19 protein-coding genes are annotated in these 22738 nt (G+C 70.3%); 4 read left to right on the forward strand and 15 right to left on the reverse strand.

Features of this window, described 5'->3' with window-relative positions:
- Positions 1 to 3 precede the first annotated feature (3 nt).
- From OOK38_RS28120 to OOK38_RS28135, 4 genes are all read right to left on the reverse strand, one after another.
- The gene (locus tag OOK38_RS28120; protein WP_266755941.1) at positions 4 to 1278 is read right to left on the reverse strand and encodes a glycosyltransferase family 2 protein; all 1275 of its coding nucleotides are present in this window, start codon (positions 1276 to 1278) and stop codon (positions 4 to 6) included.
- Positions 1275 to 2042: a glycosyltransferase family 2 protein gene (locus tag OOK38_RS28125; RefSeq protein WP_266755940.1), complete on the reverse strand. Its 768-nt coding sequence runs from the start codon at positions 2040 to 2042 to the stop codon at positions 1275 to 1277. The genes OOK38_RS28120 and OOK38_RS28125 overlap by 4 nt, the downstream gene beginning before the upstream one ends.
- A gap of 223 nt (positions 2043 to 2265) precedes the next feature.
- A complete protein-coding gene (locus tag OOK38_RS28130) occupies positions 2266 to 2694 on the reverse strand; it encodes a hypothetical protein (protein ID WP_266755939.1) in 429 nt (142 codons plus the stop codon).
- A complete protein-coding gene (locus tag OOK38_RS28135; RefSeq protein WP_266755937.1) occupies positions 2691 to 4523 on the reverse strand; it encodes a glycosyltransferase in 1833 nt (610 codons plus the stop codon). Before OOK38_RS28135 ends, OOK38_RS28130 begins: the two co-directional genes overlap by 4 nt.
- A gap of 494 nt (positions 4524 to 5017) precedes the next feature.
- On the opposite strand from OOK38_RS28135, the gene OOK38_RS28140 reads away from it, so the two are divergent.
- Positions 5018 to 5746: an alkaline phosphatase family protein gene (locus tag OOK38_RS28140; RefSeq protein ID WP_266848877.1), complete on the forward strand. Its 729-nt coding sequence runs from the start codon at positions 5018 to 5020 to the stop codon at positions 5744 to 5746.
- Between the two features lie 12 nt (positions 5747 to 5758).
- Here the strand turns inward: OOK38_RS28140 and OOK38_RS28145 are convergent, their stop codons facing one another.
- Positions 5759 to 6841 carry a GNAT family N-acetyltransferase gene (locus OOK38_RS28145; protein ID WP_266755933.1) on the reverse strand — a complete coding sequence of 361 codons (1083 nt, stop codon included), beginning with the start codon at positions 6839 to 6841 and terminating at the stop codon, positions 5759 to 5761.
- A 26-nt stretch (positions 6842 to 6867) separates the two neighbouring features.
- Positions 6868 to 7950: a GNAT family N-acetyltransferase gene (locus OOK38_RS28150; RefSeq protein WP_266755932.1), complete on the reverse strand. Its 1083-nt coding sequence runs from the start codon at positions 7948 to 7950 to the stop codon at positions 6868 to 6870.
- A 396-nt stretch (positions 7951 to 8346) separates the two neighbouring features.
- Between OOK38_RS28150 and OOK38_RS28155 the strand changes: the two genes are divergently transcribed.
- Positions 8347 to 9045: a hypothetical protein gene (locus OOK38_RS28155; RefSeq protein WP_266755931.1), complete on the forward strand. Its 699-nt coding sequence runs from the start codon at positions 8347 to 8349 to the stop codon at positions 9043 to 9045.
- A gap of 66 nt (positions 9046 to 9111) precedes the next feature.
- On the opposite strand, the gene OOK38_RS28160 is transcribed toward OOK38_RS28155, so the two are convergent.
- The 8 genes from OOK38_RS28160 to xylB all read right to left on the reverse strand — a co-directional run bounded on the left by OOK38_RS28160 (position 9112) and on the right by xylB (position 18785).
- Positions 9112 to 10335, reverse strand: a complete 1224-nt coding sequence (locus tag OOK38_RS28160; protein WP_266848879.1) for a metallophosphoesterase — start codon at positions 10333 to 10335, stop codon at positions 9112 to 9114.
- 234 nt (positions 10336 to 10569) lie between these two features.
- Positions 10570 to 12093 (reverse strand): aldehyde dehydrogenase family protein, encoded by a 1524-nt coding sequence (locus OOK38_RS28165; protein ID WP_266755928.1) that lies wholly within the window; start codon positions 12091 to 12093, stop codon positions 10570 to 10572.
- A gap of 135 nt (positions 12094 to 12228) precedes the next feature.
- Positions 12229 to 13566 (reverse strand): GAF domain-containing protein, encoded by a 1338-nt coding sequence (locus tag OOK38_RS28170; protein WP_266848880.1) that lies wholly within the window; start codon positions 13564 to 13566, stop codon positions 12229 to 12231.
- A 112-nt stretch (positions 13567 to 13678) separates the two neighbouring features.
- Positions 13679 to 14278 carry an N-acetylmuramoyl-L-alanine amidase gene (locus tag OOK38_RS28175; protein WP_266755925.1) on the reverse strand — a complete coding sequence of 200 codons (600 nt, stop codon included), beginning with the start codon at positions 14276 to 14278 and terminating at the stop codon, positions 13679 to 13681.
- 110 nt (positions 14279 to 14388) lie between these two features.
- A complete protein-coding gene (locus tag OOK38_RS28180) occupies positions 14389 to 15405 on the reverse strand; it encodes an acetamidase/formamidase family protein (protein ID WP_266848882.1) in 1017 nt (338 codons plus the stop codon).
- Positions 15402 to 15776 carry a hypothetical protein gene (locus tag OOK38_RS28185; RefSeq protein ID WP_266755921.1) on the reverse strand — a complete coding sequence of 125 codons (375 nt, stop codon included), beginning with the start codon at positions 15774 to 15776 and terminating at the stop codon, positions 15402 to 15404. Before OOK38_RS28185 ends, OOK38_RS28180 begins: the two co-directional genes overlap by 4 nt.
- Positions 15777 to 15959: 183 nt before the next feature.
- The gene (locus OOK38_RS28190; protein WP_266848884.1) at positions 15960 to 17168 is read right to left on the reverse strand and encodes an ROK family transcriptional regulator; all 1209 of its coding nucleotides are present in this window, start codon (positions 17166 to 17168) and stop codon (positions 15960 to 15962) included.
- 171 nt (positions 17169 to 17339) lie between these two features.
- On the reverse strand, positions 17340 to 18785 hold the full coding sequence (gene xylB / locus OOK38_RS28195) for a xylulokinase (RefSeq protein WP_266848886.1): 1446 nt from the start codon (positions 18783 to 18785) through the stop codon (positions 17340 to 17342).
- Positions 18786 to 18984: 199 nt separating this feature from the next.
- On the opposite strand from xylB, the gene xylA reads away from it, so the two are divergent.
- Together xylA and OOK38_RS28205 are read left to right on the forward strand one after the other, a co-directional pair.
- The gene (gene xylA / locus OOK38_RS28200) at positions 18985 to 20151 is read left to right on the forward strand and encodes a xylose isomerase (protein ID WP_266755916.1); all 1167 of its coding nucleotides are present in this window, start codon (positions 18985 to 18987) and stop codon (positions 20149 to 20151) included.
- 556 nt (positions 20152 to 20707) lie between these two features.
- A complete protein-coding gene (locus tag OOK38_RS28205; RefSeq protein WP_266755915.1) occupies positions 20708 to 21316 on the forward strand; it encodes a hypothetical protein in 609 nt (202 codons plus the stop codon).
- Between the two features lie 64 nt (positions 21317 to 21380).
- Here OOK38_RS28205 and OOK38_RS28210 read toward each other — a convergent pair whose 3' ends face one another.
- Entirely contained in the window at positions 21381 to 22724 is a 1344-nt protein-coding gene (locus tag OOK38_RS28210) for an esterase-like activity of phytase family protein (RefSeq protein WP_266755914.1), read from the reverse strand.
- Between the last annotated feature and the right edge of the window lie 14 nt (positions 22725 to 22738).

Here is a 22738-nt window from a genome sequence, read left to right on the forward strand (position 1 = left end):
CGATCAGGTTCCGAGGCCGGCGCCGGTGAGACGTCCGCGCAGATAGCCGCAGGGGCCGTAGACCATCCCCCGCATTTCCAGGAGCGCCAGGTGCCGGGACCAGTCGGCCTCGGGATCGGCGCCGCGGTCGCGCGATCTGGTCATGGCGTAGCGGATGCCGCGGGGCAGCCGCCACAGCAGGGCGGGCAGCCGGCGGGGGTTACGCAGCACCGCGCCGGTGAGATAGGCGCCGAGGCCGGCGCCATAGCCGAACGCCTGCGCCGCCAGGGCGTCCCGCGTGCGGCGATGGCAGTGCCACACGATGGCACTCGGCTGGTAGGCGAGCGTGTGACCGGCCGCCAGGATCTCGAAGAAGGCGAGCAGATCGTCACCGCCCCGGCCGGGGGTCCCGGCACCGGTCGCCATGTCGAAGCCGCCCAGGGTGCGGAGCGCACCAGTACGGAAAGCCATATTGGCGCCGGAGCCGAAGCGGCCGGCGGTGAACGGGAACAGCGGGTCCGCCGGCGGATCGAACAGCGACCAGGTGCGCGGCACGTAGCCTTTCGCGAAACCGCCCTGCTGTTCCAGGGCGCTCTGAGCCGGGGTCTCCAGTTCGGCGGGCACGATCAGCCCGGTGACGCACCCGATCCGCGTGTCGCGGGCGAAGGTCCCGGCCAGCGCCGGCAGCCATCCGGGGTCGACGAGGGTGTCGTCGTCCGTGAAGGCGACAACGGATCCGCGTGCCCGGGCAAGCCCCGTGTTGTGCGCACGGGCCAACCCGGCGACGGGTTCGCGGACGTAACGGACCCGTCCGGCGAAGTCTTCGTGGATCAGGGCCTCGGTCGCGCCGTCGGCCGGGGCGTTGTCGACCAGGATGACCTCGAACGCGGGGTACGTCGAGCGCAGCAGCGATCGAAGACAGTGGCGCAGCTTCTCCGGCCGGTCACGCGTGGCCACGATGACGCTGATGACGGGTGCCTGCTGGAGTGCGGGGTGCCGGACGACACCGTCGGAGGTCTCGGTCCGGTCCACGGCGCGGAGCTGGATGAGCTGTTCGGCCAGTTCCACGTTCGCGGTGTCGGCCAGCGCCCGCCACAGTCCGTCGGGCCCGGAGGCATCCGCGGCGCTGACCATGCCGAGGGGGCGGCCGTGCAGTCGTACGAGTGCACGGGCCTGTCCCGCCGGCCGGACCGGCCCCCGGTCGCCGGGCAGCCGGAACTCGCCCGGACGGGCCAGGTCGATGTCGACCACCGGCACCGGGGGCCGGACGAGAGCGGAGCGGACCGGCGCGGCGGTCACGAGGGGCTCCTCTCCGGCCGTGCGGAGGAGGAGCGGGCGGAGGACGGCCGGGCGCCCGGCCGCTCCGAGAGCAGGGTGCGCAGCACCCGGCGCCCGTCGGATATGGCGTGGAGGTTCGAGCAGCCGCTGCGCCGGGGCAGTTCCAGGCTGGGGACCTCGGCGATGCGCAGACCGGAGCGCAGGGCGTGCACGATCATCTCGGCCTCGATCTCGAAACCGGCGGCGTGCAGGTCGAGCTGGTCGAGGAAGCTGCGCCGGAAGGCGCAGAAGCCGTAGCACAGATCGGTCAGACTGGCGTGGTACAGCCGGTTGGCGGCGAGCAGGAGTACGTGGTTGCCCATCTTCCGGATGAGAGTGATGTCGAGCGAGCCGCCGCCCGCGACGAACCTCGAGCCCTTGACGAAGTCGTAGCCGTGCTCGAGGAAGTGCACGAAGTGGGGGATCTCCGCCGGTGACATGCTGCCGTCGGCGTCCATCATCACCACGAAGTCACCCTTCGCCTCGAGGAAGCCGGTACGCAGCGCGTTGCCCTTGCCGGGGCCGCGCTGCCGCACGTTGCGCACGGTCGGCAGGCAGTGCTGCGCCATGGGGACCGTGGCGTCGGTGGAGTCGCCGTCGACGAGGATGACCTCGTCCACACATGCCGGGATCTGATCGAAGACCCAGGCGATGTTGCGCGCCTCGTTGAGGGCCGGGACGACCAGGCTGACGGTGCCGTGTGCCCCGGCTTCTCGCTGGTCACTGATGATCGGCTCGTTGTACATGATCACGCATCTCCGAGTGCCCGCCTACGACATATGTTTACAACGTATATCTACACCTTTACCCGATTTGTCTGCGACGTCAAGGCGGCGACAGGTCGCTACGGACGACTCGAGAACGCCCCCGCCGGGCAGGCGCGGGCGGAGCCGGTGTTCGGCAGGTGCGGGACTGCCGCGACGCCTCACGTGGACCGTTGCGGCAGCTCGGCCAGGCCGCCCCGGCGTCTCACTCCGAGGCGGGTGGCTCGGGCCGACCGGTGTCAGCCGTCCGCGAGCCCGAGTCCGGGGCGGCTCGCGGCGCCCCGCGCCGGTATCCGCCGGGCCTGGGCAACAGGGCCAGGACGGATGTGGCGGTGGCGAGTGCGAGCAGCGCCCGGGTGACGGTGAACGTGTCGCTGAGGAACAGGGGCACCACGACGAGCACCGCCATCGACACACTGACCGCCACGGTCAGGACGCCCGTCTCCAGAACCGCCGTGCGGTCCGTCGCGCGCGGGGTGCCCGACCGTGCCCACCGAGAGGCCGCCAGGCCGGGACAGACGAGCAGGAACGCCGTCGTCACCACGATGCGCAGGACCAGGGCGTCCGACAGGAAGGTGACCACCGTCAAGGCCACCCAGCCGGACAGTGCGAGCCCCCAGCGCAGGGAGGTCATGGTCCCGTTCCGCTGTTCGCCCCCTGATACCGGTAGACCACCGCGTCCTTGCTGCGGTACACGGGGATGTAGTCCCGGGTCTTCGACAGGGCCGAGTCCATGCGTTGCATGGTGTCGGCGGGCAGGATCCCCCTCTGGTAGATGTCGGCGGCCTGAGCCCGGCTCAGGATGATGAAGGCGGGCTGTTGCGGGGTGGCCCGCTGGACGAACCCCGCCAGGCCCTTCACCGGATCCTCCACCAGGCGCCGCCGGTCGCCGATGTCCTGCTCGTCCAACTGCACCTGGGCGTTCTCGTCGTAGTGCAGGTACAGGCCGGGCACGGCCGACGTGAGGGAGACGATCGTGGACCCGGGAGGTGAGGTGGCCGCGACGAAGCGCCCGGCCGCCACCTCGTCCTTCGCGAAGTAGTTCGCCGCTTCCTTGCCGTAGTAGCCGAACATGAGTCCCGCGAGCAGGGCGAGCAGCAAGGGATAGACGGCCAGCACATGAAGGCGCGGCCTGCTGCCCCGATCGAGGAGGAGGGCCGTGATCAGGAGCGAGGCCGCGGGCAGTGCGAAGAGATAGGCGCGAAAGATCATCTCTCCGCCGTAGGCATTCGCCGTCAGGACCGGCAGCGGAGCCACGACGAGCAGGGGAAGGCCGGTGCGGCGGACCCAGGGGCGGGCCAGGAAGGCGATGGCCGCCAGAAGGAAGACCGCGGCGGACAGGCACCGGTCGACCCAGGCCACCACGACATGACCCGGGGCCGCGGTGCCGAGGGCGGCCAGCCCGGAGACGACGTTGGTGTCGGGTTTCAGCAGCGCGCCCAGGAAGTCGTTCAGGTTTTCCGAGATGTAGGGGCGGGCGACGGTGGCGTCCCAGGCCACGGTCAGCAGCACCGTTCCGGCGAGGACGGGCAGCACGACCCGTCGGTTGCGCCGCGGAAGCGACAGCACCACCAGTGCGCTGATCAGCATGAGCGGTGTCAGCGGGTGGGAGGAGATGATGACGGCTGCGATCGCCATGACCAGCACGAACCGGCCGACGGGCCATCGGTCGGTACGGGAGTCGCCCGCACCGTACAGCACCGAGGTGGGCAACTGCCCCATGACCAGGGCGATCACCGTCACGAAGAGCAGGAACGCGAAGGCCTGGGGGGCGAAGTAGTCCTGGCCCACCCAGGAGCACGAGTAGTAGACCCACGCCGCCCCCCAGATCAGCCGGCGGTCACGCGTCACCGTCCGGTAGAGCAGCAGCAGGGGAGCGAGCAGTACGGCGTTGAAGACGGGCGGAGTCCAGGTCGCGTAGCCGAGCGCCGAGTCCAGACCGGTGGCCTGGAGGAAGAACGCGTTGAGGTCGAAGAATCCGGGCCACTGGTTGTAAATGGCGAGCTTGTCCGCGTGGGGCACCTCACCGTGGTGGCGGATCACCGCGTCGACGACCGCGACGTGCTTCCACGCCCAGCTGTAACGCAGGGTGGGGTAGAGCAGTGTGGGCGTCGCGTGGATGACCGCGATCAGTCCCAGGACGTAGCCCGCGAACCATCCACCGCCGGTTCGCCGGTCGGTCAGCGTGAGGCAGAAGCCGAAGGTGAGCAGGCCGAGGGCGACCCAGAAAAGTACCGGCAGCACCTGCAGCAGGCCGTAGTCGCGCATCTCGACGAGGTGCACATGGCGCAGGGACAGCAGCCAGAGGACGAGGGCCGCGGGAAGAGCGAGGCGTGCCGTCCACTGGCGTGCCGTGGTCCGGTCGGGGAGCTGCCGCTCCCCGGGAGCGGAACCCGGCCACCGCGCCACGGCGTTGGTGAAGGACGCCACGCGCCCGCTGGTCAGCGTCTGGAGCTTGCCCATGAAGCGGTCTCCCGGGGAACCGCTGCTCCTACGGCGTTCCTCACGACGCGGGACGCCGGCTTCTCGACAGGACCCACGACTCTCCCGTCATGACCGACAGGGGCGTTGACTCGACGCATGTGGCACCTTCCGGATCCGGCCTGTCGGTCTCCCGCCCCGGCGAACGGCCATCAGTGACACCGGCCGGCGGCACTTCCGCTCGTCGGTCCACATCGACGTTCGATTTCGACCAGCAAGAGGTATTAATACCGATTGTGATGGTATCCACGATCGCTGCAAGTGGCAGCTCGTAGTGATCACGCACAGGACGCGTCGAAACGGTGCCCGGAGGGAGAGCGGTGAAGCCACGAGCGAGGGGCGTACGGCCTGGGTTGGGACGTCTCCTGACAAGGGGGCTCGTCGCCTGGGCGGCCGTGATGGCGATGCTCCTGACGGCAGCGGGCTGTGGCAATTCATCGGCTGGAGCCCGGGTTCCCCGTCCGGACCACATCGTCGTGGTGATCGAGGAGAACCAGTCGTACGACGCCATCATCGGAAGCGCGGATGCCCCGTACCTCAACCAACTGGCCCGGCAGGGCGCCTCACTCACCCAGTTCTACGCCCTCACCCATCCGAGCCAGCCCAACTACCTGGCGCTCTTCTCCGGCTCCTTCCTGGGGGTCAGCGACGATTCCTGCCCGCACACGCTCACGTCGCGGAATCTCGGCTCTCAGCTCCTCCAGGCCGATCAGACCTTCGCGGGCTATGCGCAGAGCATGCCCCGCGTCGGCTTCACCGGCTGCGCCGACGGTGCCTACATGCGCCGACACAACCCGTGGGTGAACTTCAACAACCTTCCCGCCTCCGTCAACCGCCCGTGGACCGACTTCCCTCGCGACTTCAGGGATCTGCCGACGGTCGCGTTCGTCGTCCCGGACCTCGACCACGACATGCACGACGGCAGTGTGCGGGAGGGGGACACCTGGCTGCGGAACAGTCTGGGCGAATACGCCGACTGGGCGATGACCCACAACAGCCTGTTGGTCGTCACCTGGGACGAGGACGATCTGGAAGGGCCCAATCGTGTCCCCACCATTCTGGTGGGTGAGCATGTCCAGCCGGGCGACCACGCCCAACCGAACAATCAGTACGGACTGCTGCGCATGCTCCTGGACGCGTACGGCCTCAAGCCCCTGCATCACAGCGCCGACGTGGAACCCGTCGATGTGTGGGGCGACGACTGAAACGAGGAAGCCTCAGGGGTCCTGGAAGCGGATCAGGCGCTTGACGGCCGTCCGCAGCCGGCGCTCGGCCGCCGAGACGGGAAGTCTTTCCCGGAGGTAGCGCGGGGAGGAGAAGCTCTCCGCTCCGAACCCCGCCTTGAACGTGGCGAGGGAGGAGTCCGGGGCGGACTCTCCCATGTCGAACGTCCGGCAGGCCGCCGCGCACGCGTCCTCGATCGCCAGCCGGTACAGCAGGGGAACGGCATGGACCGGATGGGCCAGTTCCCGATCCATGGCACTGCGCCACAGCTTGGCGTGACGACCATGGCGCAGGACGACACACGCCCCGGCGGGCTCTCCGGCGCGCCAGGCCACCCAGATCGCGCACCCCTCCCCGAACCGGGCCGCCACCTCTTCCAGCCGGCGCACGGGGAACTCTCGCGTCCTGCGCCAGCGGGCCAACGCCAGCGGCTCATGCTGCTGTTCGGCCCAGCGCGCGATCGACTTCTGGTACAGGTGGTAGAAGGCGGGCACGAGCCGGCCGGTGCGATCCACCTCGACCTCGACGTCCGAGCGCTCGGCATGGCGGACCTCCCGCCGCACATGACGGCTGAAGCGGTGCTCCCAGACGGTGCCGAAGCCGCCGTCGAGGTCAACCATCTGTGTCATGTGGGGCTCGGGACGGAAGCCGGGTGCGGCGTTCGCCCATACGGCCTGGTCCGCCGGCCGCAACCGCACACTGACCCGAAGCGCGCGCAGTCGCGCGAGATCGGCGAAGACCGCGCGCGCCTCCGCCGGGCTCACGCTTTCCGGGCACACCGGCCCTCCGATGCCCCAATCGGCCGGCCAGGACTCCTCCGAGCCCAGGATCTGCGGGCGATGCCTGCTGGCGACGAGGGGGAGTACGAGCCGATGGCCTCGCTCGAACTCGTAGAGGCGGCTCGCGTCCCGGTACGGCCCCGTGGCGCACAGGCAGTCCAGCCAGAGCGGAGTCTGGGAAGGATTGGTGTCCGGGTCCTTGCCCGCCAACTCCCACCAGACGTCACGTGGAGCCGGTGTGGTGATGTGCGCGAGACCGGCCGGAGTGTCGATCAGGAGCTCAGCAGGTGCGTTCACGGGCCTCACCTCGATGGGATCGGGTGTCACTCGTCCTTGAAACCGATGAGACGCTTCGCCGCACTCCGCAAGAGCTGATCGATCGATGTCAGGGGAAGCACCTCCCTGCGGTAGCCGAACGACGGGTAGCCGCGAGCGCCGAGCCGTTCCTTGAAGACGCTCACAGAGGAGCCGGGAACCGAGTCGCCCAAGTGATAGAAGCGGCAACCAGCCACACAGGCATCCTCGATGGCGAGCTTGTGCAGCAGGGTCGCGGCACGACTCGGACTAGCCAGTTCTTTGACCATGCCGCTGCGCCAGTACTTCGCGTGCGGCCCGTGGCGGAGCACCATGATGGCCGCCGCCGGCTGGCCTTGGTACGTGGCCAGCCACACGGTGCAGGACTCGGCGAACGTCTCGGCGACGGTCTGGAATTTGCGCAGCGGGTCGATCCGATTCCGGCGCCAGCGAGCGAGCGCCAGTGGCTCGTTCTGCTGTTGCGCCCAACGAGCGATCGAGTGCTGGTAGAGCGCGTAGAAGTTCGGCACCAGGCGCCCGGTGCGGTCGACCTCCACGTCGACCCCCGCCTTCTCGCTCTTGCGTACGGCGGTTCGGACCGGCCCTTTGAACTTCCGCCCCCAGACGTCATCGAAGCCGCCGTCGAGGTCCAGGATGTATGTCGTGTGAGGCAACTCGGTGAATGTGGACGGCACCGCTGACAGCCACGCCGGGTCGATGCCCGGCCCGAACCGCACGGACACGCGGTTCGCACGAAGGCGGGCCAGATCATCGAAGACGGCGCGGGCTTGCTTCGGGTCGGGCGCTTCGGCGGCGACAGGCCCTCCGATGCCCCACTCGGAAGGCCAGGCGTCCTGGGCGATCAGATGGGCAGGCCAGCCGCGTCGGCGGGCCAGTGGCACGACGATCCCGCCGGCATTGTCGAATTCGTAATAGCGACTGGCATCCTCATAGGAATCGGTCGCGCAAATGCAGTCCAACCAGCCCGGGGTCTGGGTAATCAGCGCCTCGTCACTCCCGTCGACCAAGCGCTGCCATTCATCTCGAGGCGCCGGAGTCGTCACGTCGACGTGATCCCAGGTCGACGAGGTTCGCGGGCCCGAAAAACGCATGACGCTACTTCCTTACGCGTCGCAGGCGGTAGGCGTTGTGAACCTTCACCCACCAGGGTGCTCTATCACTCATCAGGCCGCATCTTGGTCGAGGTCACCGACCGTGCGGCCCTTGGCGGAGTCGGCAGGTCGGACCACGCTCACGCCAGGCCGAGAGTCGTCCGCGGTGGTCGCGCCGGACAGACGGCACCCCTCGATTTCTCCCCTTCGAGTCACATTGCGGGACACCGGACCAAAAGGTATTGTCGCTTTAAATTCGCAATACGAGCGACCTGAATGAATACGAGCGATGTGAATATCGCCAATTCGATAGAGGTGCCCGTGGACCAGTTGGACGGAACTCAGACCTCCACGCGCATGGTGCGCCTCCATCAGCGATTCCCCTCGCGTCAGCTGATGAGCAGCACGCGTCGCAAGGTCGACGACGCGATCGATCTGGTCCGCCTCAAGCTCGACGCACTGCCCGACGGCATCTACCAGCCGGTCCCGGGCATACCTGTGCGGAAGGCGAAGCGAGCCGTCGGTACCGGGTCGCGATGGGCGGCGATGGAGCCCGTCGTCGAGCGACTCGGAGTCGAGAGCGCGATGGATGTCGGCGCGAACGTCGGCTACTTCCCGATCAAACTCGCCAAGCGCGGGATACCCTCCGTCGCGCTGGAGTCGGATCCGAAATGCGTTCGGACGGCGATGACAGCCGTACGACGGAACCGGCTGGACAACGTCGCGGTGATGGACCTCGAGCTTCGCCCCGACACACTCGGGCTTCTGCCGGCGACCGACTGCACCCTCCTGCTGTCCGTCTGGCACCACCTGGTGCGGGAGCTGGGGCTTGACACCGCCACGCACCTGCTGCGAGGGCTCTGGACCCGGACCGGCAAGGTGATGTTCTTCGACAGCGGCGAGGACGAGATGCCCGAGTCGTTCGGACTGCCGCGCATGGTGCCGACGCCTGACGTCTGGCTCACGGAGTACCTGCAGAAGACCTGCGTCGGTGGGCGAGTCGAACACCTCGGCCGGCACCGCGCCTTCGACGCCGACGGTCTCCCCACGGACCGGGCGCTCTTCGCCGTGATCCGGGAGACGGCGGACGCGTAGGGACCCCGGAGCCGGTCGATCGGGACGGGCGGAGGGTGCCTGGCGGAAGTGCCCGCCCGTCCGGTGTTATGACGGCCCTGTGGGTAGGTGCGGGGAGCGGAGCACGAGCAGGGTGATCTCGCTGGGGGCGAAGACACGGAACGGCGGGCCCCAGAAGCCGGTGCCGCGGCTGGTGTAGAGCAGGGTGCGGGCGCCGTGCCGGCTGAGGCCGGCGACGGCGGGCTGGTCGATGCGGACCAGGTGGTGGAAGGGCCAGATCTGGCCGCCGTGGGTGTGGCCGGAGAGCTGGAGGTCGATGCCTTCGGCTGCCGCCCGGTCGACGAACTTGGGCTGGTGCGCCAAGAGCAGGACGGGCAGGTCGGGGTCGGCGCCGTCCAGAGCTCCGGCGAGGTGGGCGCGGTGGCCGGCCAGGCCGGAGGACTCGGCGGTGACGTCGTCCACGCCGGCGACCACGAGGGTGTCGCCTCCGCGTTCGAGCAGCAGATGGCGGTTGCGCAGCGGCTCCCAGCCCAGCTCGTCCATCAGGTCGACCCAGCCCTGGGCCTCGCTGTAGTACTCGTGGTTGCCGGTGACGTACACACGGGCCCGGGTGGCCCGCACGGTACCGAGCGGGACGGCCTGGGCGCGGCGGCGTTCGGCCGTGCCGTCCGCGATGTCGCCGGTGTGGCAGACCAGGTCGGCTTCCAGGGTGTTCACCGTCTCGCACACCCGTGCCGACCAGCGGGCGCGATCGAGTGGGCCGTAGTGGGTGTCGGTGATCAGGGCGACGCGCAAGCCGTCCAACCCGGCGCCCAGCCGCGGGAGTTGCACGTCGAGTCGGCGCACGCGTGGCACGCGGCGGGCCTCGGCGTACCCCCAGGCGAGCAGTACGGCGCTGACGCCGAGGACGGCCCAAGTGACGATTCGGGCCCGGTCCTGACTCTCGCCGACGCCGGCCAAGGTCAGGGCGAGCCGCAAGAGGACGCCGAGCAGTACCGACCAGGTGAACAGAACCCAGCTCGTGCCCAGCAGCGTGTCACCGGCGATGGCCGCCCGGTCCTGCTGACGCCGGCCGTGGCCGCGCACCATCGCGAGCGGCATACCGACAAGGCCGAGGGCGAACAGGGCGGTGCCGGCCAGTGTGACGGGCAGCGGCCAGTGCTGGCCGGTGTGCAGGAGCACCCAGCAGGGCACGGCCCACAGCAGGACGGGGGCGATCAGGGGGATGTAGCGCATCAGGCGGTGCAGCCGGCTCTGCCGGGGCGCTCGCGCTTCACTGTCGGCGGGTCGGGTCTGGCTGGTGTCGGTCACGCTTCCCCTCTCTGGCCGGGCTGCCGTCTCGCGCACTGTATCCGGTCGCTCTGGGGCCGGCCGGAGGGGCGTTCATGGAGACGGCGCCCTAGGGGCGAGGGGTTCTCCGCGGGACGGCAGGAGTCCGAAGCAGGAGCAGACCAGCAGCAGGCCGACCAGTGAAAACCGTGAGGAGTGGCGCCCATGCCGGTTGCCTGGAGCGTAACCAAGCCTCCAGGCAACCGACTTCAGACCCTAGAAGAAGCCCAGCTTCTTCGGCGAGTAGCTCACCAGCAGGTTCTTCGTCTGCTGGTAGTGCTCCAGCATCATCTTGTGATTCTCGCGGCCGATGCCGGACTGCTTGTAGCCACCGAACGCGGCGTGTGCCGGGTACGCGTGGTAGCAGTTCGTCCAGACGCGGCCGGCCTGGATGGAACGGCCCGCCCGGTAGGCGGTGTTGATGTCCCTCGTCCACACACCGGCGCCGAGCCCGTACAGCGTGTCGTTCGCGATCTTGATGGCGTCGTCGAAGTCGTCGAACGACGTCACCGAGACGACCGGGCCGAAGATCTCCTCCTGGAAGATCCGCATGCGGTTGTCGCCCTCGAAGATCGTCGGCTGGACGTAGTAGCCGCCCTTCAACTCTCCGTCGTGCTCGATGCGTTCACCACCGGTGAGGACCTTGGCGCCCTCCTGCCGGCCGATGTCCAGGTAGGAGAGGATCTTCTCGAGCTGGTCGTTGGAGGCCTGGGCGCCGATCATCGTGTCGGTGTCGAGCGGGTTCCCGGGCTTGATGAGCTCGGTGCGGGCGACCGCCGCCTCCATGAACTCGCGGTAATGGCCGCGCTGGACGAGGGCGCGCGAGGGACAGGTGCACACCTCGCCCTGGTTGAGCGCGAACATCGTGAAGCCTTCGAGCGCCTTGTCGCGGAAGTCGTCGTTCTGCGCCCAGACGTCGTCGAAGAAGATGTTCGGGGACTTCCCGCCCAGCTCCAGCGTGACCGGCTTGATGTTCTCCGAGGCGTACTGCATGATCAGCCGCCCCGTGGTGGTCTCACCCGTGAACGCGACCTTCGCCACCCGCGCACTGGACGCCAGGGGCTTGCCCGCCTCCACGCCGAAGCCGTTGACGATGTTCACCACACCCGGCGGGATCAGGTCCGCGATCAGGCTCATCCAGTAGTGGATGGACGCCGGTGTCTGCTCGGCCGGTTTGATGACCACCGCGTTGCCCGCCGCCAGCGCCGGAGCAAGCTTCCACACCGCCATCAGGATGGGGAAGTTCCACGGGATGATCTGCGCGACCACGCCGAGCGGCTCGTGGAAGTGATATGCGACGGTGTCGTCGTCGACCTCGCCGAGCGAGCCCTCCTGGGCGCGGATCGCCCCCGCGAAGTAGCGGAAGTGGTCGATCGCGAGCGGGATGTCGGCCGCCAGGGTCTCGCGTACCGGCTTGCCGTTCTCCCAGCTCTCGGCGACCGCCAGCTTCTCCAGGTTCGCCTCCATCCGATCGGCGATCTTGAGCAGGATGTCGGCGCGCGCGGTCACGGAGGTGCGACCCCAGGCGGGGGCCGCCGCGTGTGCCGCGTCGAGCGCGCGTTCCACGTCCTCGGCTGTGCCTCGCGCGACCTCCGTGAACGGCTGCCCGTTCAACGGACTCGGGTTCTCGAAGTACTGTCCGCGAGCCGGCGGAACGTACTCCCCGCCGATGAAGTGGTCATACCGCGCCTGGTAGGAGACGATCGCGCCCTCAGTGCCGGGCGCCGCGTAACGGGTCATGCTGTCTGCCTCCCGGAGAAGCGCTGCCCGCCGTTGGGCAGCTCTCGCCGCGAGGCTAGGAACCCGGACGTTGCAACGACGTTGCGCGCCCCCGGCCGCCCTCCCCACCCCACAGGTGGGAACGTGCCTCCCCCGTCAGCGCGGCTCCGGTCGCCTACGGCCCTTCCGTGCGGAGCGCGCCCATCCGGCCGGTGCGGCCTGCTCGGACTCCAGCTCCGCCAGGCGCGCGTGTACGGCCGCTGCCGGGCGCACCGCGGACAGTGCCCGCCAGACGTCGAGATCGTCCTCGCCCCACGGCGCACGGGCCCAGTCGGCGAGCAGGTCGGGGTCCCGCCGGGCGATCAGCGCCGTCCGTAGCCCGTCGGCGAGCCTTCGCCGCAACCGCACCACCGCGGGCGCCGTCGACCCCGGCAGCAGCGGACCGGCGTACACCGCCGCGGCCGCCGTCACCGCGCCGGTTCCGAGTCGTCGCTCCACCACCGTCACGTCGGTCTCGACCGGCCGGGTGAGCCGGTAGGGACGCGAGCCAAGCAGGCCCGGACCGAGGATTCTGCGCAGCCGCGCCAGCTCGGCGCGCAGCGTCACCGGCGTCACCGACTCGTCCTCGTACAGCGCGCACAGCAACTCGTCGCCCGTCAGACCTTCCGGATGACGGGCCAGCAGCACCAGGATCTCGCTGTGCCTGCGGCTGAGTCTGATCTTCCGTCCCTCCGCGACGAGTTGAGCCTCGTCGCGCCCCAGCGCGGTCAGTTCGAGGGCGTCGGCCATGGCCTGCGGCGGTGCGAGCAGCGCCAGATGGGCCTCGGCGGCCCGTGCCACCGCCTGCACGAAGGCGAGGCTGTGCGGATGCGCGAGCCCGTCCCCGCCGGTGATGTCGACCGCGCCGAGCACCCGCCCGGTGCGCGGATCGTGCACCGGGGCCGCCGCACAGGTCCACGGCTGCACCCGCCGGATGAAGTGCTCGGCCGCGAAGACCTGCACCGGACGGTCCACGGCGACCGCCGTGCCCGGCGCGTTCGTACCGACCGCCGTCTCCGACCACCGCGCGCCCGGCACGAAGTTCATCCGTCCGGCCTGCCGCCTCGTCCCCGGATGGCCCTCGACCCACAAGAGCCTGCCCTGCGCGTCGCACACCGCCAGGAGGTGCTCCCCGTCCGCCGCGAACGTTCCCATCAGCTCACGGAACAGCGGCATCACCCGGGCGAGCGGATGTTCCGCCCGGTAGGAACCGAGTTCGCCGTCCATGAGCTCCACGCTCGCGGTGCCGTCCGGGACGACGCCCGCCCGAGCCGAACGCCGCCACGAGTCCGCCACCACGGAACGCACCGGCCGCGGCACGGTCCCGGCCTCGGTGAACGACTCGTGGGCGCGGCGCAGCAGCCGAACCCGCTCGGCGGGGTCGGTCCCCGGTTCCAGGGCCACCCAAGGATCGGTCAACTCGGCCTCCCGGAAGGCGATGCGGCTGGGTCCCATCGTCACTCCCGGTGCGGGCCCCGACAACCCGTGTGACGCTCACCTTCCGGTCGGTGCCTCCGGTCGGGCCTCGTGGCGCGCCCGCCCGGGCTCACCGCGAGACCTCCCCGGGTCAGGCGAAGTTGACGAGCCTGATGTAGCGCGTCCAGTCCCAGTTCGGACCGGGGTCGGTGTGATCCGTGCCCGGCACTTCGTAGTGGCCGAGGATGTGGGCGCGGTCCTTGGGAATCCCGTACTGGTCGCAGATCGTGGCGGTGAGCCTGGCCGACTCCTCGTAGAGGGCGTTGGTGAAGTAGGCGGGCTTGTCCACCCAGCCCTCGTGCTCGATGCCGATGCTTCTGGTGTTGTAGTCCCAGTTGCCCGCGTGCCAGGCGACGTTGCGCTCTCTCACACACTGGGCGACATGGCCGTCGGCCGAGCGCACGACGTAATGCGCGGACACCTTCTTCTGCGGATTCTGGAAGATGGCCAGGGTGTTGGCGTACGTCGCCTGGGTGACATGGATGATCACATAGTCGAGCTGATAGCTGTCGGGGCGATCGGACGCCGTGTAGTTGGAGCTGGTGGCCGGAGTCCACTCGGCGTCCGGATAGTCGACGGCCGCGGTCTGCGCAGTCGCCCTGACATCGGGGAGTAACGCGTAGGGGAGGGCGGCGAGGGCAGCGCCCTTGAGCAGCCGCCGCCGGCTCGGGAACGACCGTGCTCGCTCCATGGAGTGCTGGCCTTTCGTCGGTGGGGGTGGGGTGGGGCCGTGAGGATGGAAGGTGGGGGACCGGAGGCGGAGTCGGAGAGCCGGTCCGGGTTCCCGCGGGGGCCGCGCGATCAGTACCGGAGCGCCGCGGCCGTCTCGCGCAGTCGCGCGTGCAGTCCGCGATGGGTTTCACGCGCGGGCAGCCATTCCTTGCGCAGCTTGGCGACGCACGTGTAGTTCGTGTCGCAGACGTTGGCGAGGGGTGACTCGACCGTCTGCGTCGCGAACTGGTACGCGTCCAGCTCGCTGAACCCGTAGTCGCGCACCAGCCACCGCACGAGGTCGAGCTGGGATATCCGGAAGGCGTCCTCCAGGGGCCTTGCCGAGCCGGTCGAGATGATGTGGGTGTCGGACTCGATGCGCGGCCAAGGGGTGGCGACCCCCTTGAGAAGCTCGACGATCACCACCGTGTTCATCGCGCACTCGACGGCGACTCCGCAGGTCTCGCCCTCACCCTGCCGGGCGTGCCCGTCACCGAGACTGAGCAGGGCTCCCTCGACGTTCACGCCGAGATAGCAGGTCACCCCGGCTCGCATCTCCGGCGTGTCCATGTTCCCGCCGTGCGCGTCGGGCACCAGGGCGGAACGCACCTCCAGGTTCGCGGGCGCCACACCTACGGTGCCGTGCATCGGATCCATCGGCAGCTCGATCCGGATGTCGCTGTCCCGCGCGCTGAACAGCGCGGTCCGCCGCTCCCGGTCGAGCCGCCAGATCCACACGGTCTCCGGCAGCGGCGGCTGAAGCGTCGCGGTGGTGTGCGTTGAGGTCAGGGCCCCGAAGAGGGGGACCGTCGTCGACGCCGCCCAGTCCCGGGCCGGCTCGATCGAGACGAAGTGGACCGCGACCGTGTCACCCGGCTCCGCCCCCTCCACGTGGAAGGGACCGGTCTGCGGATTGAGGAACGGGAACTCGCACACCTCGGACACCAAGTCCTTCTCGGAGCGCACCCGTCCGGCGAAGCAGTCCTCGGTGTAGAGATCCAGTACGGTGCCCGGCGCGATGCGTGCCACGGGCGGTGCGCCGCCGAACGTCCAGGCGAACTCGCCCGGCTCGGGCCGCACGGTCAGGATCCGGGGGTCGTCACTCATGGCTGCACAGCTCCGCTCTGCCGAGGGGCGGGGGTGGAGGTCTCGAGGTGAACGCGGGCGGTCCCGGCTGTCCGCCAGGGCAGGCGGAGCAGGATGATCAATATCACGACACCGGCCGGCATCCGGACCGCCACGACCGGCCCCGCGTACGACACGGGCGCGGTCGGCCCGGACGGGACGTCGAAGAACCGCGGGCCCGCAGCCGTCGGCGGCGCGAGGACGAAGGCGATGACGCCAGGCGGCGACAGGACCCGAATCCGGCCCAGGACGAAGACCTTTCGCGTGGCGACGGCGGCTCGCGTTCCGGCATCGGCGATCGTCGAGCTGACCACCGTGAGAAACACGAGCATCCAGAACAGCGTGTCCGACATGTGCCCCCCGATCCGCCCGGAATGCAGCCATCGGCAGGACGGCTGCGCCTCGCGTGAATTACGGTACGGCGCCCGCCGGTTGGGCAGGAAGGGCGAAGTGTGGGTCCGTGGACAGCCCGCCGATTGTGGACAAGACGATCACTCGCAAGGGGGAACGGCTCGGCTTCCGCCGGCTTCCGCCGCCTACGACCGCCCGGCCACCGCCGCCGGGTCGTCGAGCACCCCTCGCACCACCGAGTGGGCCGCGCCCAGCAGGGGGCCGTCGGATCCCAGACGGGAGACGGAAACGGCGCAGGCGGGACCCGCCGTGCGTCGCGCCAACTCGCCCTCCAGCGAGGGAAGCAGCCACGGTGCGAGACCGGCGAGCGCCCCGCCCAGCACGACCGTCTCCGGATCCAGCAGGTTGACCGCCCCTGTCAGGGCGATCCCGAGCGCGGTTCCGGCGTCGCTCAGGGCACGGCGTACGTCCGGATCGCCCTCGGCGGCGCGCCGGCCCAGGAGCCCGACCCGGTCCTCGCCGAGTTCCAGACCGGCGGCACGCAGCACGGCTTCCTCGCCCGCATATTGTTCGAGGCACCCGCGTCCACCGCAGGGGCACTCCGGTCCCTCCGGACGTACGGGCACATGGCCCAGTTCGCCCGCGAAACCACGGGTCCCGCGCAGCAGCCGCCCGTCCACGAGCACCGCGGCGCCGATGCCGATCTCCGCGGACACGTGCAGAAAGTCACGTGGGGTCGCGTCACCGAGCCAGAGCTCGGCGAGACCGCCGAAGTTCGCCTCGTTGTCCACGGTCAGTGGCAGTTCCGGGGGCAGCAGCGCGCCGAGGTCCGTGTCGTGCCAGTCGAGGTTCGGGGCGCGGACCACGGTCCGGGCGTCGCGTGCCACGAGTCCGGGGACGGCGACGGCGAGGCCCGCGGGCCACAGGCCCTCCCGCTCGGCCTCGGCGATGACCTGGCGTATCAGCGTGGTCAGCTCGCGGATCACCGGCTCGGCCGGCCGTCCGCGGTTCGTGCCGTGGCGTACCGCCCGGGCCCGCACGGCGCCGCGGAGGTCGACCGCGCACACCGCGAGATGGTCGACGCCCACCTCCGCGCCGATCCCGGCGGGACCGTGCCCGCTGACGGCGAGCGCGGAGCCGGGACGCCCCACCGTGCCCGGCCGCTCGGGCCCCAGTTCTTCGAGGAGCCCCGCGCGGATCAGCTCGTCGACCAGCGTCGACACGGCCGCCCGGGTCAGACCGATGTGGGAGGCGACGGCGGCCCGCGACAGCGGTCCCTCGGCGCTGACGGTGTGCATGACGCGGGAGAGGTTGCGGCGGCGCATGCCCTGCTGTGTGTCGGGCAGCCGCCGGCCGGAACCGGTGGGGTGGGCCTCGTGCAGCGGTGCGGTCATGCCTCCGTCAATCCTCGTCCGGCCGTTCCCGTCGGCCTCTCTCGGTGCCGGTCCCCACCGGGCGGTCTCTCGTCGTGAGAGGCCCGGTGGGTGACCCCGCAGCCGGGCCCGCTCACGCGGGACCGGCACTCGTGGGAACCGGTCCCGCCGGGGCGGCCCGGTCGATCCTGGTCAGTTCCTGTTCGGCTCCCGTTCGAGCAGCGGGGCCGCGTCGGAGAGTACCCCGGTGATCCTCGCGAGCGTCTCCTCGTCCCGCTCCACGGCGTCGAGCACCGGCCCGCGGGCGGTGCCCCAGCGCCGGGCGACCGCCGCCGGGTCCTCTCCGGTCAGCAGACCCGCCGCCTGGGCGGCGGCGCCGAGCGCGACCAGTTCCCTGGCCTCGGGCACCTGAACGGGCCGGCCCGAGAGCCGGCGTACGGTCTGCTGCCAGGCCTTGCCCCGCGCACCGCCGCCGATCAGCAGCAACGGCGCCGAGCGGTCGGCGTCCGCGTCCAGCACCAGGTCCAGGGCGCCCAGCAGGGAGTGCACGGCGCCGTCGTAGGCGGCCTGGAGCAGCTGCCCGCCCGTCGTGTCGTGCCGGAGCCCGTGCAGCAGTCCCGAGGCGTGCGGCAGGTTCGGTGTGCGCTCGCCGTCCAGATAGGGCAGCAGCGTCACCGAGGAACCCGGCTCGACGGCCTCGCGGTCGAGGCCGAGCAGCGCGGCCACCCGGTCGACGGCCAGCGTGCAGTTCAGTGTGCAGGCCAGCGGGAGCCAGTGGCCGTGCGCGTCCGCGAACCCCGCCACGGTGCCGCTCGGGTCGGCGGGACGGCGCGTCGAGACGGCGTACACCGTGCCCGAGGTGCCGAGGCTCACGACCGGCGTGCCGGGGCGCAGTCCGAGGCCGAGCGCGGCGGCCGCGTTGTCCCCGGTCCCGGCCGCCACCAGGGTGCCCCTGGAGAACGGGAGCTCACCCTTGGCGTGCACCGTTCCGGCCACCTCGCCCGGCCGGACGACGCGGGGGAGCAGGGCGGGGTCGAGACCGATGTGGGCGAGGACCTCCTCGTCGTACGCCTCCGTCCCGGATGCCCACCAGCCGGTGCCCGAGGCGTCGCCGCGGTCGGTGGTGCCCTGCCCGGTGAGTCGTTCGGTGAGGTAGTCGTGGGGCAGGCGGACCGCCGCCGTCGCCCGGACGGCGTCCGGCTCGTGTTCGGCCAGCCAGGCCCACTTCGTTGCCGTGAAGGACGCGGCCGGCACGCTGCCGGTCCGTTCGGCCCAGGACTTCGGGCCGCCGAGCTCCTCGACCAGCCGACGCGCCTGCGGTGCCGAGCGCACGTCGTTCCACAGCAGCGCGGGGCGTACGGGTTCGCCCCGCGCGTCGAGCGTCACGAGCCCGTGCTGCTGCCCGCCGATCGACACCGCCGCGGCCTCGTGCGCGGCGTCACCGCACTGGCGCAGCGCTTCGCAGAGCGCGTCCCACCACTGGCGGGGGTCGCTCTCGCGGCCCGCCCCGGTGGAGACGGTGTGCGGCGCCTGTCCGCTCGCCACCACCTGTCCGGTCGACGCGTCGACGACCAGTGCCTTGGTGGACTGGGTGGACGAGTCCACCCCGACGACGAGCGGACCCTCGGCTGCTGACATCGGGCTCTCCCTCTTCCGCGGCTCCGCGGGATCTGTCCTGGTCACGGGGCTGTCCAGGCCGCCACGGCCCGGATCCCGCGCTTCGTCCCTGGACCGACGTGACCAGGGTTTCGTACTTCGTCTCTTCCCAGGGAAGCGTCCGCATACTAATTTGTAAACTGCCATGACGAAATAGTCGGAGCTAGCAAGGAGCCGCAGCATGAACTACCAGCCCACCCCCGAGGACAGGTTCACCTTCGGCCTGTGGACCGTCGGCTGGCAGGGAAGGGACCCGTTCGGCGACGCCACCCGGCGCGCCCTTGACCCGGTCGAGTCGGTGCAGCGCCTGGCCGAGCTCGGCGCCTACGGAGTGACCTTCCACGACGACGACCTGATCCCCTTCGGATCCTCGGACAGTGAGCGCGAGTCGCACATCAAGCGGTTCAGGCAGACCCTGGACGCCACCGGCCTCAAGGTGCCGATGGCCACCACCAACCTGTTCACGCACCCCGTCTTCAAGGACGGCGCGTTCACCTCGAACGACCGGGATGTGCGCCGTTACGCGCTGCGCAAGACCATCCGCAACGTCGACCTGGCGGTCGAGCTCGGCGCCGAGACGTACGTCGCCTGGGGTGGCCGGGAGGGCGCGGAGTCAGGGGCCGCCAAGGACGTACGCGTCGCCCTCGACCGCATGAAGGAGGCGTTCGACCTCCTCGGCGAGTACGTGATCTCCCAGGGCTACGACCTGAAGTTCGCGATCGAGCCCAAGCCGAACGAGCCGCGCGGCGACATCCTCCTCCCCACCGTCGGTCACGCCCTCGCCTTCATCGAGCGCCTGGAGCGCCCGGAGCTGTACGGCGTCAACCCCGAGGTCGGTCACGAGCAGATGGCCGGGCTGAACTTCCCGCACGGCATCGCGCAGGCCCTGTGGGCGGGCAAGCTCTTCCACATCGACCTCAACGGCCAGTCCGGCATCAAGTACGACCAGGATCTGCGGTTCGGCGCGGGCGATCTGCGGGCCGCCTTCTGGCTGGTCGACCTTCTGGAGAGCGCCGGCTACGCGGGCCCGAAGCACTTCGACTTCAAGCCGCCGCGGACCGAGGACTTCGACGGCGTGTGGGCGTCGGCCGAGGGCTGCATGCGCAACTACCTGATCCTGCGCGAGCGTTCGGCCGCGTTCCGGGCCGACCCCGAGGTCCAGGAGGCGCTGCGCGCCTCGCGTCTGGACGAGCTGGCGCAGCCCACCGCGGAGGACGGCCTGGCGGGGCTGCTCGCCGACCGCGCCGCCTTCGAGGACTTCGACGTCGAGGCCGCGGCCGCGCGCGGGATGGCCTTCGAGCAGCTGGACCAGCTGGCGATGGACCATCTCCTGGGCGCGCGGGGCTGATCGGGTCCCCTCCCCGGGTGCACGGACCCGCCTACGGGCGGGTCCGGTCCGCCCTGCTCGGCTGTCGATCTTCGTATGGAATTCACCGGAATCATGCGGTCCATGACATGAGTCCGTATCAACTTCCGCACAGGGGTCGCGCCATGACCGGTTCGCGGCGACTCTTGGCGGTATGGCCATGTCGCCCGAACCGCCTCAGCCTCCATGGTCGCCGCGAGCGGCGCCGCCCCCTGGAGGTGCTGTTCCGGAGCCGCCGTCCGGGGTCTACGGCCCTCCGCCCTCGGGTGGTTACGGTCCCCCGTCCTCGGGTGGTTACGGCCCGCCGTCCTCGGGCGGCTATGGTCCGCCCCCGGGTGGCTACGGCTCTCCTCCGGGGGGTGGCGGACCTCCCTCGGGGGACTACGGTTCGCCGTCACAGGGGGGCGATGGGCCTCCCGGGCAGGGCGGCGGGGGATGGCCGCCACCGCCGCCTCCGGGACCGCCTCCCGGACCGCCGGGAGGACCCGGCGGTCATCGCGGAGGGCGGCGCAGCAACACCCTGGTCCTCGTCGTCGCCGTGATCGTCGGCATCGGCGTCATCGTCGCCGTGGCGGTGGCGGCCACGGGAGGCGGCACCAACGACAAGAAGACCCCCACCGAGAGCACAGGGCGGTCGCCGAGTCCCTCGCTGAGTCTGCCGTCCGCACTGCCCTCCCTTCCCTCGGGCCTGCCCAGTGTCGTGCCCTCGCTTCCCTCGGACCTGCCGACCGAACTCGTACCCACCGAACTCGTGCCCACCGATCTGGAATCGCTCTTACCGTCGCTCGCGGACGACGAAGTGCCCTACTACATGCTCCAGAAGGGCGATTGTTTCGACACGGACGACGGCCTGCCGGGGCAGGCGGTCAAGCGCACGTGCACCGAACCGCACGACGCGGAGGTCGTGAAGGTCGCCGAACTCGACGGCACCTACAAGACGAACGCGGCTCTCAAGAAGGCCGCGTCCACGCTGTGTCAGGGGCCTCTGGAGCGAAAGGCGGCCGGCCAGGCCGCCGGGACGGTGCGGGACACGCTCGTTCAGTACCCGGACTCCGGCGGCTACAAGGTCGGCATCGACAAAGTCGCCTGCAGCCTGGCCGCGGACGTCGGCAAGGGCACCCACAAACTCACGAAGCCGCTGAAATGATCGGCACGCGGGCGTGGCCGCTGTCCATCGTCCACGCCCGCGTGCCGAGCACACGAGGCCGGGATCAGATCCCGCGCGGCAGCCGTACGTAGGTGACGCTCGTCTCGACACCGCTGTCCACGAGCCGGCCCTGCGCGTCGAAGGCGCCGGTCCCGTCGGTCATTCCGAAGTCGTTGTCGTTGATGAGGGCGAGTGTGTCGTGGTCCACGCGCGCGACGCCCTCGATCTTGCCGGGAACCCCCGCGACGGTGCCCAGGTCGACGACAAGACGCTTGCCCAGCACCGGAACACCGGCCGACGCCGGGTCGTCCAACTGCTCCAGGGAGGGCGATGTCGTGTCGCTGTCCCACGGGCCGCCGAGGATGTCCGCGTCGCGCGTGAGCCGTACCGTCTGCAGCCGGGCCGCCTTGTCGGTGCGCTCCTCGACGAGCAGCCGGTCGCGGCCGAGGGCCACCACGGAGGAGATCTTCAGCTCGGAGGTGTCGTCCTCGCTCGGATCGACCACGTTCACCGGGTCGAAGCGGTACGCGTACTCGGCGGTCACAGCCCGCTTCTTGGGTGAGAAGCGCAGCAGCCGCGTCGTGCGCGAAGCGTCTCCCGCGTCTCCGTCCGGCAGCGAGAGCGGACTCTGCAGGGCCATCACCAGTTCGCCGTCCGGGAGTTGGGCGAGCCCTTCGAGGCCTCGGTTGATCTTCCGGTGGAGCAGAATGGCGGGCAGCGCCTCGACGACCGGGTAGTCCGTGCCCGTCAGACCGAGCCCCTTGGGCACATAGCGCGTGAGCACCTTCCCGCGCGCGGAGACATGGATCAGCGACGGGCCGTACTCGTCGACGAGCCAGAACGAACCGTCCTTCGCCCGCACGATGCCCTCGGTGTCCACGCCGTTCGGGTTGTACGCGAGCGGGGTCTGCGCGTCGTAGGAGTACGGCGCCTCGTCGCGTCCCGCCTGGTTGGACAGCCCGGTGACCGGCTTCCCGGAGGACGTGGTGATCGGAATCGCGGCGAGCACCTTCACGCTGTCACCGCACACCCGGATCTTCACGATCGCCGGGTCGAAGCCCGGTACCGGGAACGTCCGTCGCTTCTTGCCGTCCACCTTGATCTGGCCGTTGGGCCCCCGGTCGGTGACCGTCCAGAACTCGCCCTTGCGTCCGGCCGGGTAGAGGTCGCTGCCGATGCCGCCGAGGTCGACACCGCGGTCGTCGTTGACCGTGCCGGGCAGCAGCGTGTTGCTGAACGTGCCGAGGGGCAGGTCTCCGAGCGTCGCGGTGTGCGTGACCCGCGGCTGGACGGGTCCGGACGTCGCGTCGGCGGTGCCCGCCACCACGAAGGCGGCCAGCACGGCGAGCGGCATGCCCAGGGCGACGGATCGGTGGACGTGGCGCCGGCCGACGGCATGCGGGGACATCAGGCCTCCTGAGG

Origin of the sequence: Streptomyces sp. NBC_00568, assembly GCF_026341855.1 — a bacterium.
Classification (GTDB): domain Bacteria; phylum Actinomycetota; class Actinomycetes; order Streptomycetales; family Streptomycetaceae; genus Streptomyces.